We start from the raw sequence: 19,202 nt of genomic DNA, 5'->3' as shown, positions 1-19,202 counted from the left end.
ATAGCAATCAGTGATTAGAACTATCAAGTGATAAAATGAATAATGTGTTCCAACGAAAAAAGAGCTAGAAAAATTCAAATCTTTTATTTTCCAATTAAGGAGTTACCGATGTTCGCTAGCCAAGAAGGTAAAAAAATCCCACAGGTGACTTTCCATACCCGTCAGGGCGACCAGTGGATTGATGTAACCACCGACGAGTTATTCAACAACAAAACCGTTATTGTATTTTCACTGCCGGGCGCATTTACCCCGACCTGCTCCTCCAGCCATCTGCCGCGTTATAACGAGCTGGCCGGCGTGTTTAAACAGCACGGTGTTGATAGCATTCTCTGTGTGTCCGTCAATGACACTTTCGTGATGAATGCCTGGAAAGCGGATCAGAGCGCTGAAAACATTACCTTTATTCCAGACGGCAACGGTGAATTCACCAAAGGCATGAATATGCTGGTTGAGAAAGCTGATCTGGGCTTCGGGCCGCGTTCATGGCGTTACTCCATGCTGGTACGTAACGGCGTGGTAGAGAAAATGTTTGTTGAGCCAAACAAGCCGGGCGACCCGTTTGAAGTCTCTGACGCCGACACCATGCTGAAATATCTGGCCCCTGATTTTAAAGTGCAGGAGTCTGTTTCTGTCTTTACCAAACCGGGCTGCCCATTCTGCGCCAAAGCAAAACAGATGCTGCAAGAGCGTGGCATTCAATACGAAGAGATCGTGCTGGGCAAAGACGCCACCACTGTTAGTCTGCGTGCCGTCACGGGCCGTGGGACTGTGCCGCAAGTCTTTATCGGCGGGCGACACATCGGTGGCAGTGATGATTTAGAGAATTACCTGTCTGCCTAATGACATCAATAAAAATGAAGATAAAGTGAAGTAATTTGGTAGGCTCCGGCCTACCCTTTTTTTCTGTTCTTGCTGTTTTTCCTGCTAGGAGTAGACATGAAAACCTTAAACGTTGATGTCGCCGTGATTGGCGGTGGCACTGCCGGGCTTGGCGCTTATCGCGCTGCCAAACTATCGACCCCAAGTGTGGTGATGATTGAAGGTGGCGAGTATGGCACCACCTGTGCACGCGTCGGTTGCATGCCATCCAAACTACTGATTGCAGCGGCTGACGCCGTGCATCACATTGAGCAAGCCCCCGGATTCGGTATTCATCCGCAAGGCGAAACTCTGATTAATGGTCGTGAAGTGATGGATCGTGTTAAACGTGAGCGCGACCGTTTTGTTGGCTTCGTTCTGGAAGGTGTCGATAACATTCCGGCGGCGGATAAAATTCAGGGTTATGCTCGCTTTATTGATGATAATACTCTGCAAGTTGATGATCACACACGTATTGTCGCGCAACGTATCGTGATTGCCACCGGCTCACGCCCTACCTGGCCTGCGGCCTGGAATGCATTAGGTGATCGGCTGATCGTCAATGATGACGTGTTTAACTGGGATGATTTACCAAAATCAGTTGCCGTTTTCGGCCCCGGTGTTATCGGGCTGGAGTTGGGTCAGGCGCTGCACCGACTGGGGGTTCAGGTAAAAATGTTTGGCGTTGGCGGTGGTGTTGGCCCGCTGACTGACAGCATTGTGCGCAATTACGCCGCGAAAACGCTAGGTGAAGAGTTCTATCTCGATCCCGATGTAAAAGTTGAAGTGATGCAGCGAGAGGGGGATAAAGTCTTTATCCGCTATCTGGATAAAGCCGAAAAGCCCCAAGAGATAATGGTGGATTATGTATTAGCCGCCACGGGTCGCCGTCCTAATGTCGATAAGCTGGGTCTGGAAAACACCTCGCTACTGTTCGATGATCGCGGTGTGCCACTTGCTGACAAGCTGACGATGCAGACCAGTGTGCCACATATCTTTATCGCCGGTGATGCCAGTAACCAATTGCCACTACTGCATGAAGCAAGCGATCAGGCTCGTATTGCTGGCGTGAATGCCGGTGGCTTCCCAGAAGTGGTGCCTGGTTTACGTCGTAGCCCCATTTCGGTGGTGTTCTCTGATCCACAAATCGCGATGGTAGGCTCGACCTTCCGCGAATTGACACAAAAATTCAGTGCTTGCGGCTGTTTTGAAATCGGTGAAGTCTCTTTTGAAAACCAGGGCCGTTCGCGGGTGATGCTGAAAAACAAAGGTATTTTGCGGGTTTATGGCGAGCAAGGCACTGGCCGCTTCTTGGGTGCCGAGATGATGGGCCCCAGTGCCGAGCATATTGCTCATCTGTTGGCCTGGGCACATCAACAGCAAATGACCATTGATCAAATGCTAGATATGCCGTTTTATCATCCGGTAATTGAGGAGGGCTTACGTACTGCGCTGCGGGATTTGCAGTCGAAACTCAGACTGGGTGCCGATGAGGCCGAGCGCTGCCTGCGCTGCCCTGGCGAATAATATTGCTAGAGAGTGCCTTTACGGGAAATGGGGTGATATTGATCACCCCATGAAATTGTTTTGCCCGCGACCACGATTACCGTTTTTTATTTTTTAGATCAAAACCAATAGGTAGCTCCAATGTTATCTGCCCATGTGATAGCAACTCTGTCGGGGGTTTGGGTAAGGGTTGGGCACGTTTGATCAGTGCCAGAGCTTCGCGATCTAAAATGGCAACCCCACTACTTTTGATCAATTGAGACGAGAGTACATATCCCTCTCTATTCACCACAAAACGAATCATTGCGGTGCCCTGTTGGCGCTGTTTCCTGGCAATGGGGGGGTAACGTTTAAACCCCATCAGATGCCCTTGTAAGTGGCTTCTCCAATTCATTTTAATCTGCTGCACATGCAAAGAGTCACTGTTCGTCGCGGCTGCAATTTGCTTGCTCTCACCAGATAACGTGGTGCTGGTTGTCGCGGCAGGTGGCGATGGTTTGCTGCGATTCACCGCCGTCTCTTCAATAACAGGCTTACGTGGTTTGCTCACCTCTGGTTGTGGCCACTTTGCTTTCACTGGCTCTTTTTTAACCACTTCTCGCTCTTTTTCGACGACCAAAGATGCATTGGACTGTTCCGGGGCAGTTAGCAACTCACTCACTTGTTCTGGCTGACTTTCCGCGGGTTCAACTATCGGCTCGCTGAGATTCTGAGTCATACCCACTACCGGATTCTGCTCTACATTGGGGGTGAATTCTGGTTCGGCTGACAGCCCAAGCATCACCGCCATGGGATACTGGTATGGAGAGGTTACCGCCACTGCTGGCGTACTCAGCCACCAAAGCAAATATAGATGAACACAACTCGCAAATAGGGCACTTCCCAACCAAAGTAGAATGCGGCTGTTATCCTGCTGAATTTTCATCAATTAAATCACTATATTTCTTTATTTTTAATGAGTTATATAAAATAACTCATCACGACGATTACTCTTCGGCAAATGCGACATGCAAACGATCGGTTAGCGGCTTAAACAGATAATTGAGCAACGACCGCTCTCCGGTACGGATAAAAACATCCACCGACATACCCGGCCGGATTTTCAGCGGGGTTTGGTTGATATCAAACACGATAGTTAAGGGGTAATAAGGCTCTAAAGTCTGTGGATGCTGTATGCGATCAGCCCCGATGCGTAATACTGAGCCGTACAATCGTGGCGTTGTGCTTTGATTAAATGCAGAAAAATTAAGGTCAACCGGTAACCCCACCATAGCTTTATCAATCAAGGCCACAGGTAACTGGGCTTCAACGAGCAAGGGTTGCCCGCTGGGAACCAACTCCATCAATGTTTGCCCGGTGCTCACCACCCCACCCACGGTGTGTTGTGCCAGCGCAATAACCGAACCACTAACAGGGGCGGTAACACGGGTATTTTCCAACTCAAACTCTGCAACACTCAAACGCTGCTCCAGCTCTTGGGTAGCTTGCTGCGCTTTGGCTAATTGTTCGCGATTCTCACTTTGGTACTGTTCACGCCGCTGTGAAATATGCTGCTCAGTTTCATCAATCAGCTTATAAGCCTCCGTGATGTCGCTGGAGTCTTGCTCCACTCGGGTACGCAGCGAAATAGCTTGGCGCTCCATATCCAACAACTGATTTTGGGCAACATGACCATTTTTTGCCAACGACTGTACGCCATGTAGTTGTTGTTGAAATAAGTCGAGCTGGTGCTGGTTATTATCGCGCAGCGCTTGCAAACCGCTCAGCCGACTCTGATGCCGCGTAATTTGTGCCGATAAACGTGCAATTTCGCTCCGTTGGGCCTGGCGGCGATGCAGAAAAAGCTGCCGTTGCAAAGCAATAGTGCGCTCAACCAAATATTGCGCGGAGTCCTGAAGCAGCACTTCAGGGAAATCAATTTCAGGCCAGTCGTGTTGCTCGGCAATTAAGCGGGACTCCTGAGCCAGCGCGCTAAGATACTGATGCTGTAGATTATCCCGATGGCTACGTATCGCAGTATCATCCAGCGTGATAAGTAATTGGCCTTGCTCGACCTCATCCCCCTCGATGACATGTAATTGCTGAATACGTCCACCTTGTAACGGCTGGATCACTTTACGGTTTTCGGCAACGACAATCTGCCCCATAACAGCAATCCCTTTATCCAATGGTGCCAGTCCGGCCCAAAGCAAAAAACCGATGAAACCGCCGACAACCAATCCTCCTCCCAGACGAAGGTACTTCCCGCTATTGATTTGCAGTGGTGGCGGATTTTGCTGACCGCTGCCCACTGCCATAGACAGGTCACGACCTGTTTCAGGTAACATCAGTTATCTCCCATCCGTGGTATATCTCATTTAAGGTTATGATTTTGGTTATGATTTTGGTGATGCTGTGCGGGCAGGTGCAGCACCATATGACATGCCGCTGCCCCAACTCTTTTTACTGGTGAATGCTTTTACATCAGCATTAGCCGCAGGCTTATCCTTCGCGCTCTGTAAAACTGCCTGAGTACGATCAAACAGCTCCATCCGGCCATTATTGAGGAACAACAAATAGTCACTACCGGATAATAACTCTGGCTTATGGGTGATCATCACGATGGTGCTACCCTGTTGTTTTAACTGGGTAATACTATTTAGTAAGGCTTTTTCACCCTCTTTATCCAAACTGGCGTTAGGTTCATCCAGCACAATAAGTCGTGGCACGCCGTACATGGCGCGCGCCAAAGCAATACGCTGGCGCTGACCGCCGGATAGCCCTTCGCCATCATCTCCCAGTTGAGTGTCATAGCCTTGCGGCAGATGCAGGATGAGATCGTGTACATCGGCGAGCTGTGCAGCCGCGATCACTTTTTCGGTATCAATTTGACCAAAGCGCGAGATATTTTCAGCAATCGACCCACGAAACAGCTGAATATCTTGCGGCAGGTAACCAATAAACTCCCCCAAACGGGTTTTATCCCATTGAGCAAGATTGACACTGTCTAAGCGAACCGAGCCGCTAAAGGCGGGTTTACATGCCACCAACAACTTTGCCAGGGTGGACTTGCCACTACCCGATGGCCCTAAAACACCGAGTACATCACCGGGTTGTAACTCAAAATTGATGGCCTGTAACACAGGTATATGGGTGCCGGGTTTGCATACCGTCAGTTGCATCACACTGAGCTTCCCGGTGGGGGGAGGGAGCAGCATACCTGTTTGTACCGGGGGATATTGAGCTAACAGATCTGTGAGACGCAGGTAGGAGAGCCGCGCATGGCTCCACTGTTTCCAGACCGCGATGAGTTGATCAATGGGACTTAATACGCGCCCGATTAAAATTGATCCCGCAATCATGACGCCGGCGGTAATTGCACTATCAATAACCAACAGTGCGCCTAGCCCTAGCATCATTGATTGCAGCGCCTGACGGCTAGATTTGGATAGGGCGGTGACCCGACTGCTCTTATCGCTGGCAATATTTTGTTGATAAAGGAAATGTGAATGCTGTTTTAGCCAGCGCCCACGTAAGCTCTCTAGCATCCCCATGGCTTCGATAGAGTCTGCATTACGCAAATTCGCATTCGCCTGCTGGGTAGCTTGTGACGTGATGGTGGATGCTGCTTTCAGTGCCTTTTTACACACTTTCTGGTTTAGCCAGGCGAGAAAGATCAGTACACAAGCCCCCGCAGTGGCTAATGCGCCGAGCCAGGGGTGGAGCAGAAATATCACCAGTAAGTAAAGTGGAAACCAGGGGGCATCAAAAAAAGCAAAGAGTGCATTGCCGGTAGCAAATTGGCGCAAAGCAGTCAGGTCATTTAATGCTTGGGCCGCCGGTGTTTTATGGCCTATAAGTTGCGAAGCAAAGGCGGCATTAAACACCCGTTGATTGAGTTGCATATCAATGCGTGTTCCCAGACGGATAACAACGGCACTGCGAATCCACTCTAATAAACCAATAAATACAAATATTCCGAGCACCAAAATAGTGAGCATCAATAATGTCATGGTATTATTTGAGGCAAGAACGCGATCATAAACTTGCAGCATATAAATTGCCGGCGCTAACATCAGTAAATTTATTACCGCAGTAAATAGTCCGATACCCCAAAGGCTTTTTTTGTGGCTAGCTAAAACAGAGAGAATGAGCGAGGAAGCCGACGAAAGGCTGGGGGTTTTGCAAGATTCCATGGCGTCCATTTCCATTAATGAAAGCAGTGTTGTTGTCAAAAAAGTCGCTGGTGACAGATTTGCATTTATCTATCTTATCCAGCCACAATACAAACTACCGCCAATATCAGTATGAAAAGTATGGCGGTGATATTACTTATCTAACCAGAGGGAAACTTTCTAACCACCAACTCAGGCAAATAATACGTCACTATTATCAGCCACACCCACAGCATCAACAGTGAGTGTATCGACGGTGATTTCACTGGTAGTTTCAAGCTGACTGGCAATAGCCATATCATTCAGTGGTATATTTATATCAATACCTTTAGTTTGGAGTATTTCGAGTAAAGGAGCGAGGTTGCCTTGTACCAAACCGTCAATAACTTTATGAACCTTACCCTGTTTATTCTCAGCTATTGTTTTGGCAGCATCAAATTCACTGGTAATATTTAATCCGCTAAATTTCAATTCAAGTTTTTTAAGCTGTTGGCCTATACCATCAAGACTAGAGATCAAGCCTTCTCCCAGCATCAAACTATCTAGTTTTCCGTAAAAAATATTTTGCGGTGTTTTGGAGTACATTAACTCCCCACGGAAAATCATCATATCAGGATAGTTTTCAGCACTACAGCCAGTATCAATAGAAATAAAACCGCAGTCAACCTCACTATTAATATAAGAACCACACATCTTGGCCAATGCCTGTTTGGCGTGTGCCGTATCTTCAGTCTCTGCCTCTGCGTTTTTAATTATTGTCATCACCTTTATATCGCCAACTTTCAGTTTTTGGCTATAAGTTGCCAGGGTAGCACTGCCTAATGGAGCATTAAATTGAATAGATACTGTCATAATAATTTCCTTTATAAATTGGAAAAAATTTATCATTAATGATGTTCTATAAGCAGCCGAAATAACTTAGTTATTTATTGAGATAAAACATGAACCACCGCCGCAACTAATATAACAGAGTACGACGGTGGTATTGTTTTATTTAATAAAAAGTTATTTTCGTATTGCTGATTTAAGCCGCCATTGACATGTCAGCAGCATCATCATATACACCCACAGTTTCAATGATTGGGGCATCAGCCGCCATTTCAGTGTCAGGGATCTGGGTGGCAATAGCCATATCTTTAAAGGCGGTATCCACATCAATACCTTTGGCTTTGAGGACTTCCAGCATTGGATCGGCATCGCCTCGCATTAAGCCATATACCGATTTATGCATGTCACTATCGCGATTTTCAGCCACTGGCTTGGTAGCATCAAATTCACCAGAAATATCCACATCGTTAAAGGCCACTTGCAGATCGTTGAGGTGTTTACCCACAGCGCCATCAGTATTAACCACTAAGTCCTTACCAAACTGTATGTTGGTTATCTGACCATGGAAAGTATGTGCCATAAAAGCATAGTTTAAATTACCTTCAACAATCATCCCCATATCAGTGTCGTGCGAACTTCCAATTGAGTATTGAGTACCACTAAAGATAGTGTCACCACCTGCAAACTGGCCTCGATCTTTTGTCTCCGCCTGATTCATATCACCAAAAGTCTCGGCCCAGTTGCTAAGATAAGAAGATACGGTATAGTCGGCAAACTCACTGTTATATTGAACTGTTACACTCATAATAATATCCTTTTAATTAATGATTGTTACTCCGAAATAATGGCTTATTAAGCCATTCACTCAATAGGTAAACAATATTATTCACCTAAAGAATTTATAATTCAGAACCTATATTCAAAGCCACCCTGAATAGTTCTTCCCCGATTGGGAGCAAAAGAGAGTGTGTCTCCATAACTAATCAAATAAGCTCGGTTGGTTATATTTTCTATTGAAGTGCGCAACACTAAATTATTAGTTACCTGATAGCTGGCATACAAATCAAATATAGTATACTTAGGCCAGTCTGCCACAAAAGCAACATTTGGATACCCATGACTACCAAGCACTGATTTATCTTGATGACCTTTGTTATAACGGATAATAGTGCCAAGATCCAGTTTTTGATCAAATATTCTTCCGCCTAAAGTTAAACTCCCTCGGTCACCTGGCAAATAAGCCGAGGAACCAAATAACCCACTTGCCTTATAGCATTCAATAATATTATTAGCTCTGTTGTCATCAACAAAATAACGGTGTTTCTGCTTGGTTTTTTGTAGTTTCTCTACCCCACCTAACCAAGCTGTTTTTGAACAAACACTATTTTTACCAATCATTCTGGTATAATTTAAATTAGTATAAAAAAAACCAGCGTCATAGCTTAATTGATATTCCAGCCCGCGAAATTGCGTTTTCAATAAATTATTAATATAGGTTGCATGAGAGAAATCACCACCACCAAACTTTGGCTTCATCTTGGATAATTCCATGCTGGAATAATTTCTTACTCTAGTATTAAAATATGCCACCTTAGCAGCAAAGCGATCTTCATTAATAAACAGGCCTGTTTGTTGAATATTAACCCCCAGCTCCCAGGCTTTAGAGTGCTCTGACACCAACAACGGATTGGGTAATATCCGGCCATGGCCATGCGCGCTGCCCGTGGCCAACATTTCAGTCATTGCTGGTGGCCGCCAGGATTTACCATAAGTACCAAAAAACTCCAACCATGGCGCGCCGGGCTTGATACCGATAGCTGCCGTAGGTGACAGTTGCTGTTCACGGCGATCCACATCCCAACTCATTATTGTCGCTACACTTGATGAGCATCTTGTAAGCGGTCTTTCAGATTGCTCATCCCGTTTTGGGTCACAAGGTTTCTCAAGGGTATAGTGGTGACGAAAGCCTCGGGTATACATCCAGGTATTGCCCTGTAAACGGAATTGATCATAACGCAGCCCCCCCTCCAGCCGAAACCAATCATCATAATCGTAATTAATTTGGGCAAAGGTACTGGTAATCGCGCGCTTGCCGGGTGGGGTAATCCGATTCACGAGGACCTGACCCGTTCGATTACGCTCTCGTTGGTAGTCATTGGTTGTGTTACCTCTGGAGCGATCACTAAACCACTCCAGGCCATATTTAATGCGCAATTGATGTTGATCGGCGGGGGTAAATAGGCTGGTATTTTGCAGTTGTAAACCCTGGGTGGTTAAACGGGTTTGCGTCCAATAGGCTTTGCGGAAAATAGCATCTGCATTGTGGGTATCAGTTTTATCATCAGTATCGACATAATAGACTTTTGCCGTTGCATCCAGCCAGCCGATATGTTCCGGCTTTAAGCTATAATCTAGCCCAATATTCTTATTCATCACATCCGATACGCTGCCGCTTAACCAGCCATATTTAAAAGCAGGACCTGATGTTAGTGACTGGCTCAAATCGATCTGGGTAAGCATACCTGCATTGGGGCTTTCTACTTGTGTTTGCAGGTAGCTGAATACCAGGCGCTGATCAGCGGATAAATTCCACCCTATTTTGGCCAACCGTGAATACATTTTATAGTGAGTAAAATCGACCTTATTACTTTTAATGTCATTGCTTAATTTGCGTTCTTTCTTTCCTCCCATGTGAAGTTCACCGATTTCCCCTTTATTCCCCGGCCAGTAATCTTTTAAGTTACGTTCACTAGCGGAAATTAACAGGTCACCATACTCATTACCCAGCGCCAACATTGCACTGCCAATAAATTGGGTGCCATTATCACCGGTTGTCGCGCGGACTTTACCGCCAATCTCTTTTCCTGGTTCGATAAAGTCACTGGCATTAATTGTATTAAAAGTGGCAATCCCCCCAATAACCCCCGCACCGCCAATACCACTACTGACCCCTTTCTCTATTGTTACATTATTAAGAATTTCTGGATCAATATACATAACGCCATTGCGCTGCCCATGGCTACTTTTCATAAAGTTCTGGCGCATACCATCAATATTCATATTGACTCGACCATAATCTTGCATACCACGGATATTCACCGATAGCCCTGGGTCTTGCTGGCTAAGGCTGGAGTAGACCCCCGGCGTTTGCTCTAAAATATCCGCCGCGTGACGTGCTGGGCGGTTATCCATTTGTTCACGGGATATTTCGCTGACCGAGCGGGCTTCATCATAGACCCAGTCACCCTCATGAGCATTACTCACTTCTTCTACTTTGAGCTTATCCAGCACCATCTCACTCTTACCAGAGGATGCCTCTGCGGCGGCCGCCTGAGTGGCTTCAGCTTTAATGGTTTCAGATTTGGCGCTTTCTGAATAACCTTGCGCCGTTAGTGCTAAGAATATACCTAGTGATATTTTACTCATCGGGCTTATTGTTGTTTTTCTCTGTAAAACTATATTATCCATTTATGAGTTTCCATCCTTATTAATACAAATAAAATACACATGCTAACTATTAGCTTAATGACACACGCGATAAATTTGGCAATAGATATTCGTGCCGAATAATAGAAATTATCGGATAATTAGTATGTTGTAGCTTTCTATAAAACCAATAAGTTATTTAACCCACCATAAATGCAGATTAAATTGACTAAAATAAATAGGCTTATTTTATTAGTGGATAAGGTAATATATCTGAGTTATCCCTTCAGTTATTAAAACTGATCTGAACCTCTCTAATTCCTTAATGCTAGTATAGGTTTTCCTATAGCGCCACCATTTGATAATGATTATCATAATCATTTGAGGGTATAAACTCAATGGCATTCAAAAATAAAAAATTATGTGGCTGAGAATATTGGCTTTATAGAAAGTTTAAATGATCTATAAATAAGTGTTGCTGTAACGTTTATTAATTTTTTCTGAATATAGCGGGTCAACTGAAGGCAAAAATACCATTTAGCTTCTACCATAAAAAATGGGCCACTATAAAAGTGACCCATTTCCGATATTAATACTCAGCGAACTAAAACAGGCGGGTTTTAGCCTCGGCAATAGCGGTAGCCACTTGCTGTGGTGAAACTCCACCTTTGGCGACACGCTTATCCAGGCAGGATTGCAGCGCCAGAATCGGGTACACATCGTCGCCAATCACTGCACTGAACTTCTGCAAGTCACTGAGTGATAATGCCTCTAATGCTTTGCCCTGACGAATCGCCTCAACCACCGCTTCGCCGACAATATGGTGCGCTTCGCGGAAAGGCACCCCCTTGGCGACCAAATAATCTGCTAATTCAGTGGCGTTGGCATAGCCCTGTTCAGCGGCTTCTTTGCAACGCGGGCGTTTTACCTGAATACCATCCAAGACCAGCGCGGCCATATGCAGGCAGTCGAGCCAGGTATCCAGCGCATCAAACAGCCCTTCTTTGTCTTCCTGCATATCTTTATTATAAGCCAGAGGCAAGCCTTTGAGCGTCATCATCATCCCGGTCAATGCGCCCTGGACTCGGCCACACTTACCACGGATTAATTCTAATGCATCCGGGTTTTTCTTTTGTGGCATCAGGGAGGAGCCGGAGGTCACGCGATCAGATAAATCGACAAACGCCGCTTCGCCACTGTTGAAGAAGATGAGATCTTCTGCAAAACGCGACAGATGCACCATGCCGATGCTGGCATCGGAGAGTAGTTCCAGCACATGGTCACGGTCAGACACACTATCGAGACTGTTGCGGGTCGCAGAGGCAAAACCTAACCAGCCCGCCAGCTGTTCGCGGTCAATGGCATACGCCGTACCCGCCAATGCGCCACTGCCTAATGGGCTGACATCCAGGCGATTTAGGGTATCTTGCAGGCGGCTTTCATCACGAGCCAGCATTTCAACGTAGGCCAGACACCAGTGTGCGAAGGTCACCGGTTGGGCGCGTTGCAAGTGGGTATAACCCGGCATCACCGCATCCTGATTGGCTTCAGCGGTGATAACCAGTGCTTGCTGTAGCTGCTGCACCGCAGTTTTTAATTCAGTTATTTGGAATTTGCACCACAATTTTAGATCAGTCGCGACCTGATCATTACGGCTACGCCCAGTGTGCAATTTTTTGCCTAAATCGCCCACTTTATCAATCAGTTTGGTTTCTACCCAACTGTGAATATCTTCCGCATCACTGGCTAAAATGGCCTGTGGATCGGCCTGCACCTCTTCCAATAAAACAGAGAGTGCCTGCTCAAGTTGTTGCTGCTCGGCGGCTGTTAAGACACCAACCGTGACCAGTGCTTTCGACCAGGCAACAGAACCTATAATATCCTGCTCTGCCAGTCGGTAATCAAACCGCAGGGAGTCATTGAACTGCTTAAAACGCTGATCTGCTGCCTGACTAAACCGTCCGCCCCACAATGCCATAATCTTGCTTCCCTAAGTTCTGAAAAAATCGTTTTGATATAGAAATTTATAATAGCCTGTTACGCGAGAATACGTGTACCAATTGGCACGCCGTTAAACAGCGCTGGCAGTTGATCAGCATGACGCCAGCTGGCGATATCCACCGGGCGGCCCAGTGAACGCGCGGCATCCAGCGCAGCATTCACTTTGACAATCATGCCATCAGTAATAATGCCTTGAGCAATTAATTGCTCGGCTTTCTGTGCCGTCATTTCAGCAATTCGCTGGCCTTTGCCATCCAGAATGCCGCTCACATCAGACAGCAAAATCAGATCCGCCCCCAGTGTCGCCGCCAGGGCGGTTGCAGCCTGATCGGCATTCACATTCATCAGTTTGCCGTCTACGGTAATACCAATTGAGCTGATGATTGGCATGTAATCCGCTGCCAACAAGGTTTGCACCAAGGCCGGTGAGCCAGGCTGCGCTTTACCCACATGCCCCAGTTCGGCATCCAGCGGTGTAACCGAAACCGTATTGCCATCACCCAGACAGAGACCAACAGCATTTATCTGGTGTTTTACCGCCCAGGAGAGCAACGTTTTGTTGGCGGTGCCTGCCAATGCGCCAGTGATAATATCAATCTGGTCAGCCGGAGTAACACGCAGGCCGTTTTTCTTCACCACCGGCAGTGCCAGTTTTTTCATCAGCTCATCTACCAGACAGCCACCACCGTGCATAATCACAAGCGGGCGCTCATGCTTCTCACGATAGGTCACTAATGCAGTAAACAGGCGTTCCAGCGCTTCTTCGCTGTCTAGCAACACGCCACCTAATTTAATGACCAACGGGTTCATCATGTTTCGCCTCAATATAATTGGATAAAGTATCTGTTTCTGCCCACTCTGGCTCGGTTACCGCCCCTTGGTGACTCACAATAGGGACTGGGTTTCCACAAAGCCAAAACGGATATTCATGCATTGTACCGCCTGCGCCGCCGCGCCTTTCAGCAGGTTATCTTCTGTCGCGACAATGATTAAATGCTCGCCCTGCACCGAGAAACCAATATCACAGAAAGGCAGGCCGACCACAGCTTTTAGTGCCGGTACGCCTTGCTGATATAACCGCACCAGCGGCTTATCTTGATACGCATTGTGGTACGCCTCGGCGATATCTTCTGCCGTGACACCGGCTTTCAGGCGGCAAGTGATGGTCGCCAAAATGCCGCGCGCGAAGTTCCCCAAGTGCGGGGTGAAAATCACCGGTGTACCGAGGTGAGCGACAATCTCAGGCTGATGACGATGGTTAAACAAGCCGTATGGCTGCAAGCTCACTTCGCAAAAACTGTTGCCAAGGCTGGCTTTACGCCCTGCACCGCTGACGCCACTTACCGCGTTAATCACCGGCCATTGAGCTTCATTCAGCAAACCGCCATCAACCAGCGGCTTTAGTGCCAATTGTGAAGCGGTTGGATAGCAGCCTGGGACGGCAATCAATTGCGCCTGTTTGATCTCTTCGGCCTGCCATTCAGCCAGCCCATATACCGCTTTGTCCAACCAATCAGCGTGCTGATGTTCAAAACCGTAATATTGAGTGTAAAACGCGGCGTCCTGAACCCGGTATGCACCAGAGAGATCAAACACCACGCAGCCCGCGGCTAAAAATTGCGGTGCCAAATCATGGCTGACTTCATGGGCGGTGGCGAGGAACACCACATCAACACCTTTTGCCGCCTGAGCCACATCCACCAAGGGTTGCAGCGGAAGATCAATGATGCCTTTCAGTTGCGGATGCAGCTCAGAAAGTAATTTTCCTGCATCTGCACTTTGCGCTGAAACCGCTAAAGCGGTTATGTTCATATGTGGATGACGATTGAGGTAAGCCGTAAGCTCCGCTCCGGCATAGCCGCTGGCACCAACAATTAGCGTATTTAGCATGGGTTCAGTTCACCTTGCCCTTCTGACTTGAAGTGGCCGCAGGACTCGCTCGCCCGCAACCTGCCACATCAAGTACTTTGGGTATAAAATTTAATCGGGTATAAAGACATAAGTAGTCAAAACCGGCATTTGGGTGATCAGCAAGGTTTTACTGTTCCCCAAGTGATTGAGCATTGACATTTTCGTAAATTTAAGGGTCTTTTTAGGTTCCCTTACGCTTAAGCTTAATGTATTTTTATTCATAATTATTGCATGAATATTGATACTATCCTAACCAAAGGCTGTCAACAGTGAAGATGAAATTACCTCCATTTATTGAGCTGTATCGGGCATTAATCGCCACGCCATCGATCAGCGCGACCGATAGCGCCCTCGATCAAAGCAATGAGGCGTTAATCAACTTGCTGGCCGGATGGTTTGCTGATTTGGGTTTTCGTATCGAAATCCAACCAGTGCCCGATACACGCCACAAATTTAACCTGCTTGCCTCTATTGGTGAAAAAAGTAGCGGCGAAGGTAATGGCGGATTACTGCTCGCCGGTCATACCGATACCGTACCTTACGATGAGGGGCGTTGGACCCGTGATCCCTTCACGCTGACGGAGCACGACAACAAGTTATATGGTTTGGGCACTGCCGATATGAAAGGCTTTTTTGCCTTTATTCTGGATGCGGTACGTGATATCGATGCCAGCCAGCTGAGTAAACCGCTCTATATTCTGGCGACCGCCGATGAAGAGACCACCATGGCAGGCGCGCGCTACTTTGCCGCCTCCACCCAGTTGCGCCCTGACTTTGCCATTATTGGCGAACCAACCTCACTGCAACCGGTGCGGGCGCACAAAGGGCATATTTCCAGCGCCATCCGCATTACCGGCCAGTCAGGTCACTCCAGTGATCCAGCGCGTGGCGTCAATGCCATTGATTTGATGCATGAATCCATTACCGAGCTAATGAAGCTGCGCACCACCCTGCAAGAGCGTTATCACAATCCGGCGTTCACCATCCCTTATCCGACGATGAATTTCGGTCATATCAATGGTGGTGATGCAGCAAACCGTATCTGTGCTTGCTGTGAATTACATATGGATATCCGCCCGTTGCCGGGTCTGACATTAAGTGATCTGGATGAGTTGATGACCGAAGCGCTAGCGCCGGTAAGCCAACGCTGGCCAGGCCGCCTGAGCATTGATGAGCTGCATCCGCCGATTCCTGGCTATGAATGCCCAACAGATCACCATATGGTGGGGGTTATCGAAAAATTGTTGGGTGAGCGCACGGCGGTGGTGAACTATTGCACTGAAGCGCCATTTATCCAGCAAATTTGCCCAACATTAGTGCTGGGGCCAGGTTCCATCAATCAGGCCCACCAGCCGGATGAGTTTATTGATATGGCCTTTATCGAGCCAACTCGCGAGCTGATTGGCCAATTAGTTGACCATTTCTGCCAACAGAGATAACCACTATGGGGTAGGCGGATCAATATCGGTGATAAGCCAAACTGATAACCTAGCCTTGGTAATTAAATTTCAGAAATATCCCTAAAATTGATGTTTTTTTGCTGAAAATAGTGTCAATTGGGGTATGGAATTGAACGTGGCGAGTGGATTTGTCCATCTCTGCCTTTTGGATGAAACTAATTTACAAAAAGAAACCATAAAAGTTTATACCCAAAGTCATTGGCGTTGCAGGTAGGCAGCAAGTGAACGAATCCCGATGAGCTGACACTGGTCAGTGATTCGGGTGAGCAAGAGCCGCCAACACACCTGCAGTTTGAAAGATGACGGGTATACAGGTCAGGGGTCATATGAACGAACAATATTCCGCAATGCGAAGTAACGTCAGTATGCTCGGCAAACTACTCGGGGAGACCATCAAGGAAGCGCTCGGCGAGCACATTCTTGATCGGGTAGAAACCATCCGTAAATTATCTAAATCTTCGCGTGCTGGTAATGAGGCGAGCCGTCAGGAACTGCTGACGACGCTGCAAAATCTGTCCAACGACGAGTTACTGCCGGTAGCCCGTGCTTTTAGCCAATTCCTCAATTTGACCAATACGGCGGAGCAATATCACAGTATTTCGCCACACGGTGAAGCGGCAAGTAACCCGGAAGCCCTGGCCCAGCTATTCACCCGCTTGAAAGACAAGAAGCTGAGCGAAAAAGATATGCGCAGCGCGGTTGATGAGTTGTCTATTGAGCTGGTGTTGACCGCTCACCCAACCGAAATAACTCGCCGTACTTTGATCCATAAACTGGTGGAAGTGAATACCTGCCTGAGCCAGTTGGATCACAATGATTTAGCCGATTACGAACGCAACAAGATCATGCGTCGTTTGCGGCAGTTGGTTGCACAATCATGGCATACCGACGAAATTCGCAAAATTCGCCCCTCCCCAGTGGATGAAGCCAAATGGGGCTTTGCGGTGGTTGAAAACAGCCTATGGGAAGGTGTACCCGCTTTCTTGCGTGAATTTAACGAGCAGTTGCAGAACTCTCTCGATTACCGTTTACCGGTCGAAGCCGTGCCGATTCGCTTCACTTCATGGATGGGCGGCGACCGCGATGGTAACCCGAATGTGACCGCTGAAATCACCCGCCATGTGCTGCTGCTGAGCCGCTGGAAGGCCACCGATCTGTTCCTGCGTGATATCCAGGTGCTGGTGTCAGAGCTGTCAATGTCGGAGTGCACCCCAGAACTGCGTGAGCTGGCTGGTGGCGACGAGGTGCCGGAACCTTATCGCGAGCTGATGAAGCGCGTCCGTACTCAGTTGACCAATACCCAAGCCTATCTGGAAAAACGCCTGAAAGGCGAGCGTGTCTTGCCGCCGACTGATTTGCTGGTCAGTAATGATCAACTGTGGGATCCACTCTACGCCTGCTATCAATCGCTGAAAGCCTGCGGCATGGAGATTATCGCTAACGGTCAGTTGCTGGATACCCTGCGCCGTGTCCGCTGCTTTGGCGTGCCATTGGTGCGCATCGATGTGCGCCAGGAAAGCACCCGCCACACCGATGCCATTGCGGAGTTAACCCGCTATCTGGGCCTCGGCGATTATGAGAGCTGGTCTGAAGCTGACAAGCAAGCTTTCCTGATCCGCGAATTGAACTCTAAGCGCCCACTAGTCCCGCTGAAATGGGAACCGAGCGCCGACACCCAGGAAGTGCTGGAGACCTGTCGGGTGATTGCCGAAGCACCGGAAGGCTCAATCGCTGCCTATGTTATCTCCATGGCGAAAGTGCCATCGGATGTGTTGGCGGTACATTTGCTGTTGAAAGAAGCGGGTTGCCCGTTCACCCTGCCGGTGGCTCCGCTGTTCGAAACCCTTGATGACCTGAACAACGCTGACGACGTGATGACTCAGCTGTTGAACATCGACTGGTATCGCGGCCTGATCCAAGGCAAGCAGATGGTGATGATTGGCTATTCTGACTCGGCGAAAGATGCCGGTGTGATGGCGGCATCTTGGGCGCAATATCGTGCTCAGGATTCATTGATCAAAACCTGCGAGAAAGCGGGGATCTCACTGACGCTATTCCATGGCCGTGGCGGCTCTATCGGCCGCGGTGGTGCGCCCGCTCACGCCGCGCTACTCTCTCAGCCTCCGGGCAGCCTGAAAGGCGGCTTACGGGTGACTGAGCAAGGCGAGATGATCCGCTTTAAGTTTGGTCTGCCGGAAGTCACCATCAGCAGTCTGGCACTGTACGCCGGTGCAATTTTGGAAGCCAATCTGCTGCCACCGCCGGAACCGAAGAGTGAGTGGATTGAGGTGATGGATATTTTGTCGAACGCATCCTGCGATATGTATCGCGGCTATGTGCGCGAAAATCCAGAGTTCGTCCCTTACTTCCGCTCAGCCACGCCAGAGCTGGAATTAGGCAAGCTGCCATTGGGTTCACGCCCGGCCAAACGTCGCCCGAATGGCGGTGTTGAGAGCTTACGTGCAATACCATGGATCTTCGCCTGGACACAAAACCGTCTGATGCTGCCCGCCTGGCTGGGTGCCGGTGCCGGTTTACAGAAAGCGATTGATGCCGGTAAGCGCGATGCGCTCGCGACCATGTGCCGTGACTGGCCGTTCTTCTCAACCCGCATAGGTATGCTGGAGATGGTGTTCGCCAAAGCCGATTTGTGGTTGGCAGAGTATTACGATCAGCGCCTGGTGGATAAATCCTTGTGGCCGCTGGGTCAGCAACTACGCGATCAGTTGGAAGCGGACATTAAAGTGGTGTTGGCAATTGCCAACGATGATCACTTGATGGCTGATTTGCCGTGGATTGCGGAGTCTATCGCGTTACGTAACGTCTACACCGACCCGCTGAACGTTCTGCAAGCGGAGCTGTTGCATCGGTCGCGCCAGCAAGAACACCCTGATGCCCGTGTTGAGCAGGCATTGATGGTGACCATCGCCGGTGTCGCGGCGGGGATGCGCAATACCGGCTAGTGTTAGCGGCCAGACTTTCATCTGTGAGTTCGATGGTTAGGTCAGTGGGCAGGTAATTGGTGCCCACCGACCGCCAATATCTGCCTCATCAATGC

Annotated in this window: 13 protein-coding genes; 4 read left to right on the top strand and 9 right to left on the bottom strand. The window is 48.3% G+C overall.

All coding sequences use genetic code 11. The features are described from left to right. Window positions 1–108: 108 nt before the first annotated feature. Window positions 109–840, top strand: a complete 732-nt coding sequence (locus HRK25_RS06915; protein WP_005278219.1) for a glutathione peroxidase — start codon at window positions 109–111, stop codon at window positions 838–840. Between the two features lie 96 nt (window positions 841–936). Next, a complete protein-coding gene (locus tag HRK25_RS06910; RefSeq protein ID WP_005278220.1) occupies window positions 937–2,385 on the top strand; it encodes a dihydrolipoyl dehydrogenase in 1,449 nt (482 codons plus the stop codon). 76 nt (window positions 2,386–2,461) lie between these two features. Here HRK25_RS06910 and HRK25_RS06905 read toward each other — a convergent pair whose 3' ends face one another. From HRK25_RS06905 to argC, 9 genes are all read right to left on the bottom strand, one after another. Then, complete coding sequence (locus HRK25_RS06905; protein WP_057648860.1) at window positions 2,462–3,292, bottom strand: energy transducer TonB family protein; 831 nt, start codon at window positions 3,290–3,292, stop codon at window positions 2,462–2,464. A gap of 58 nt (window positions 3,293–3,350) precedes the next feature. Then, the gene (locus HRK25_RS06900) at window positions 3,351–4,691 is read right to left on the bottom strand and encodes an HlyD family type I secretion periplasmic adaptor subunit (RefSeq protein WP_005278228.1); all 1,341 of its coding nucleotides are present in this window, start codon (window positions 4,689–4,691) and stop codon (window positions 3,351–3,353) included. Window positions 4,692–4,739: 48 nt separating this feature from the next. Then, window positions 4,740–6,554 (bottom strand): type I secretion system permease/ATPase, encoded by a 1,815-nt coding sequence (locus HRK25_RS06895; RefSeq protein ID WP_005278231.1) that lies wholly within the window; start codon window positions 6,552–6,554, stop codon window positions 4,740–4,742. A 156-nt stretch (window positions 6,555–6,710) separates the two neighbouring features. Next, the gene (locus tag HRK25_RS06890; RefSeq protein ID WP_032898699.1) at window positions 6,711–7,370 is read right to left on the bottom strand and encodes a heme acquisition protein HasA; all 660 of its coding nucleotides are present in this window, start codon (window positions 7,368–7,370) and stop codon (window positions 6,711–6,713) included. Window positions 7,371–7,542: 172 nt separating this feature from the next. Further along, window positions 7,543–8,151, bottom strand: a complete 609-nt coding sequence (locus HRK25_RS06885; RefSeq protein ID WP_005278237.1) for a heme acquisition protein HasA — start codon at window positions 8,149–8,151, stop codon at window positions 7,543–7,545. A 101-nt stretch (window positions 8,152–8,252) separates the two neighbouring features. Further along, window positions 8,253–10,814, bottom strand: a complete 2,562-nt coding sequence (locus HRK25_RS06880; protein ID WP_005278239.1) for a TonB-dependent hemoglobin/transferrin/lactoferrin family receptor — start codon at window positions 10,812–10,814, stop codon at window positions 8,253–8,255. A gap of 562 nt (window positions 10,815–11,376) precedes the next feature. After that, a complete protein-coding gene (argH, locus tag HRK25_RS06875) occupies window positions 11,377–12,750 on the bottom strand; it encodes an argininosuccinate lyase (protein WP_005278241.1) in 1,374 nt (457 codons plus the stop codon). Between the two features lie 59 nt (window positions 12,751–12,809). Continuing rightward, window positions 12,810–13,583 carry an acetylglutamate kinase gene (argB, locus tag HRK25_RS06870; protein WP_032898701.1) on the bottom strand — a complete coding sequence of 258 codons (774 nt, stop codon included), beginning with the start codon at window positions 13,581–13,583 and terminating at the stop codon, window positions 12,810–12,812. 75 nt (window positions 13,584–13,658) lie between these two features. Then, entirely contained in the window at window positions 13,659–14,663 is a 1,005-nt protein-coding gene (gene argC, locus HRK25_RS06865; protein ID WP_005278246.1) for an N-acetyl-gamma-glutamyl-phosphate reductase, read from the bottom strand. A gap of 296 nt (window positions 14,664–14,959) precedes the next feature. Between argC and argE the strand changes: the two genes are divergently transcribed. Both argE and ppc read left to right on the top strand, forming a co-directional pair. Next, entirely contained in the window at window positions 14,960–16,123 is a 1,164-nt protein-coding gene (gene argE / locus HRK25_RS06860; protein ID WP_005278248.1) for an acetylornithine deacetylase, read from the top strand. A gap of 347 nt (window positions 16,124–16,470) precedes the next feature. Further along, the gene (gene ppc, locus HRK25_RS06855) at window positions 16,471–19,107 is read left to right on the top strand and encodes a phosphoenolpyruvate carboxylase (protein ID WP_032898969.1); all 2,637 of its coding nucleotides are present in this window, start codon (window positions 16,471–16,473) and stop codon (window positions 19,105–19,107) included. The last annotated feature ends 95 nt before the right edge of the window (window positions 19,108–19,202 follow it).

Origin of the sequence: Yersinia bercovieri ATCC 43970, assembly GCF_013282745.1 — a bacterium.
Classification (GTDB): Bacteria; Pseudomonadota; Gammaproteobacteria; order Enterobacterales; family Enterobacteriaceae; genus Yersinia; species Yersinia bercovieri.
Note: the sequence above shows the minus strand (reverse complement) of the source record. Positions and strands in the feature narration are given on the sequence as shown.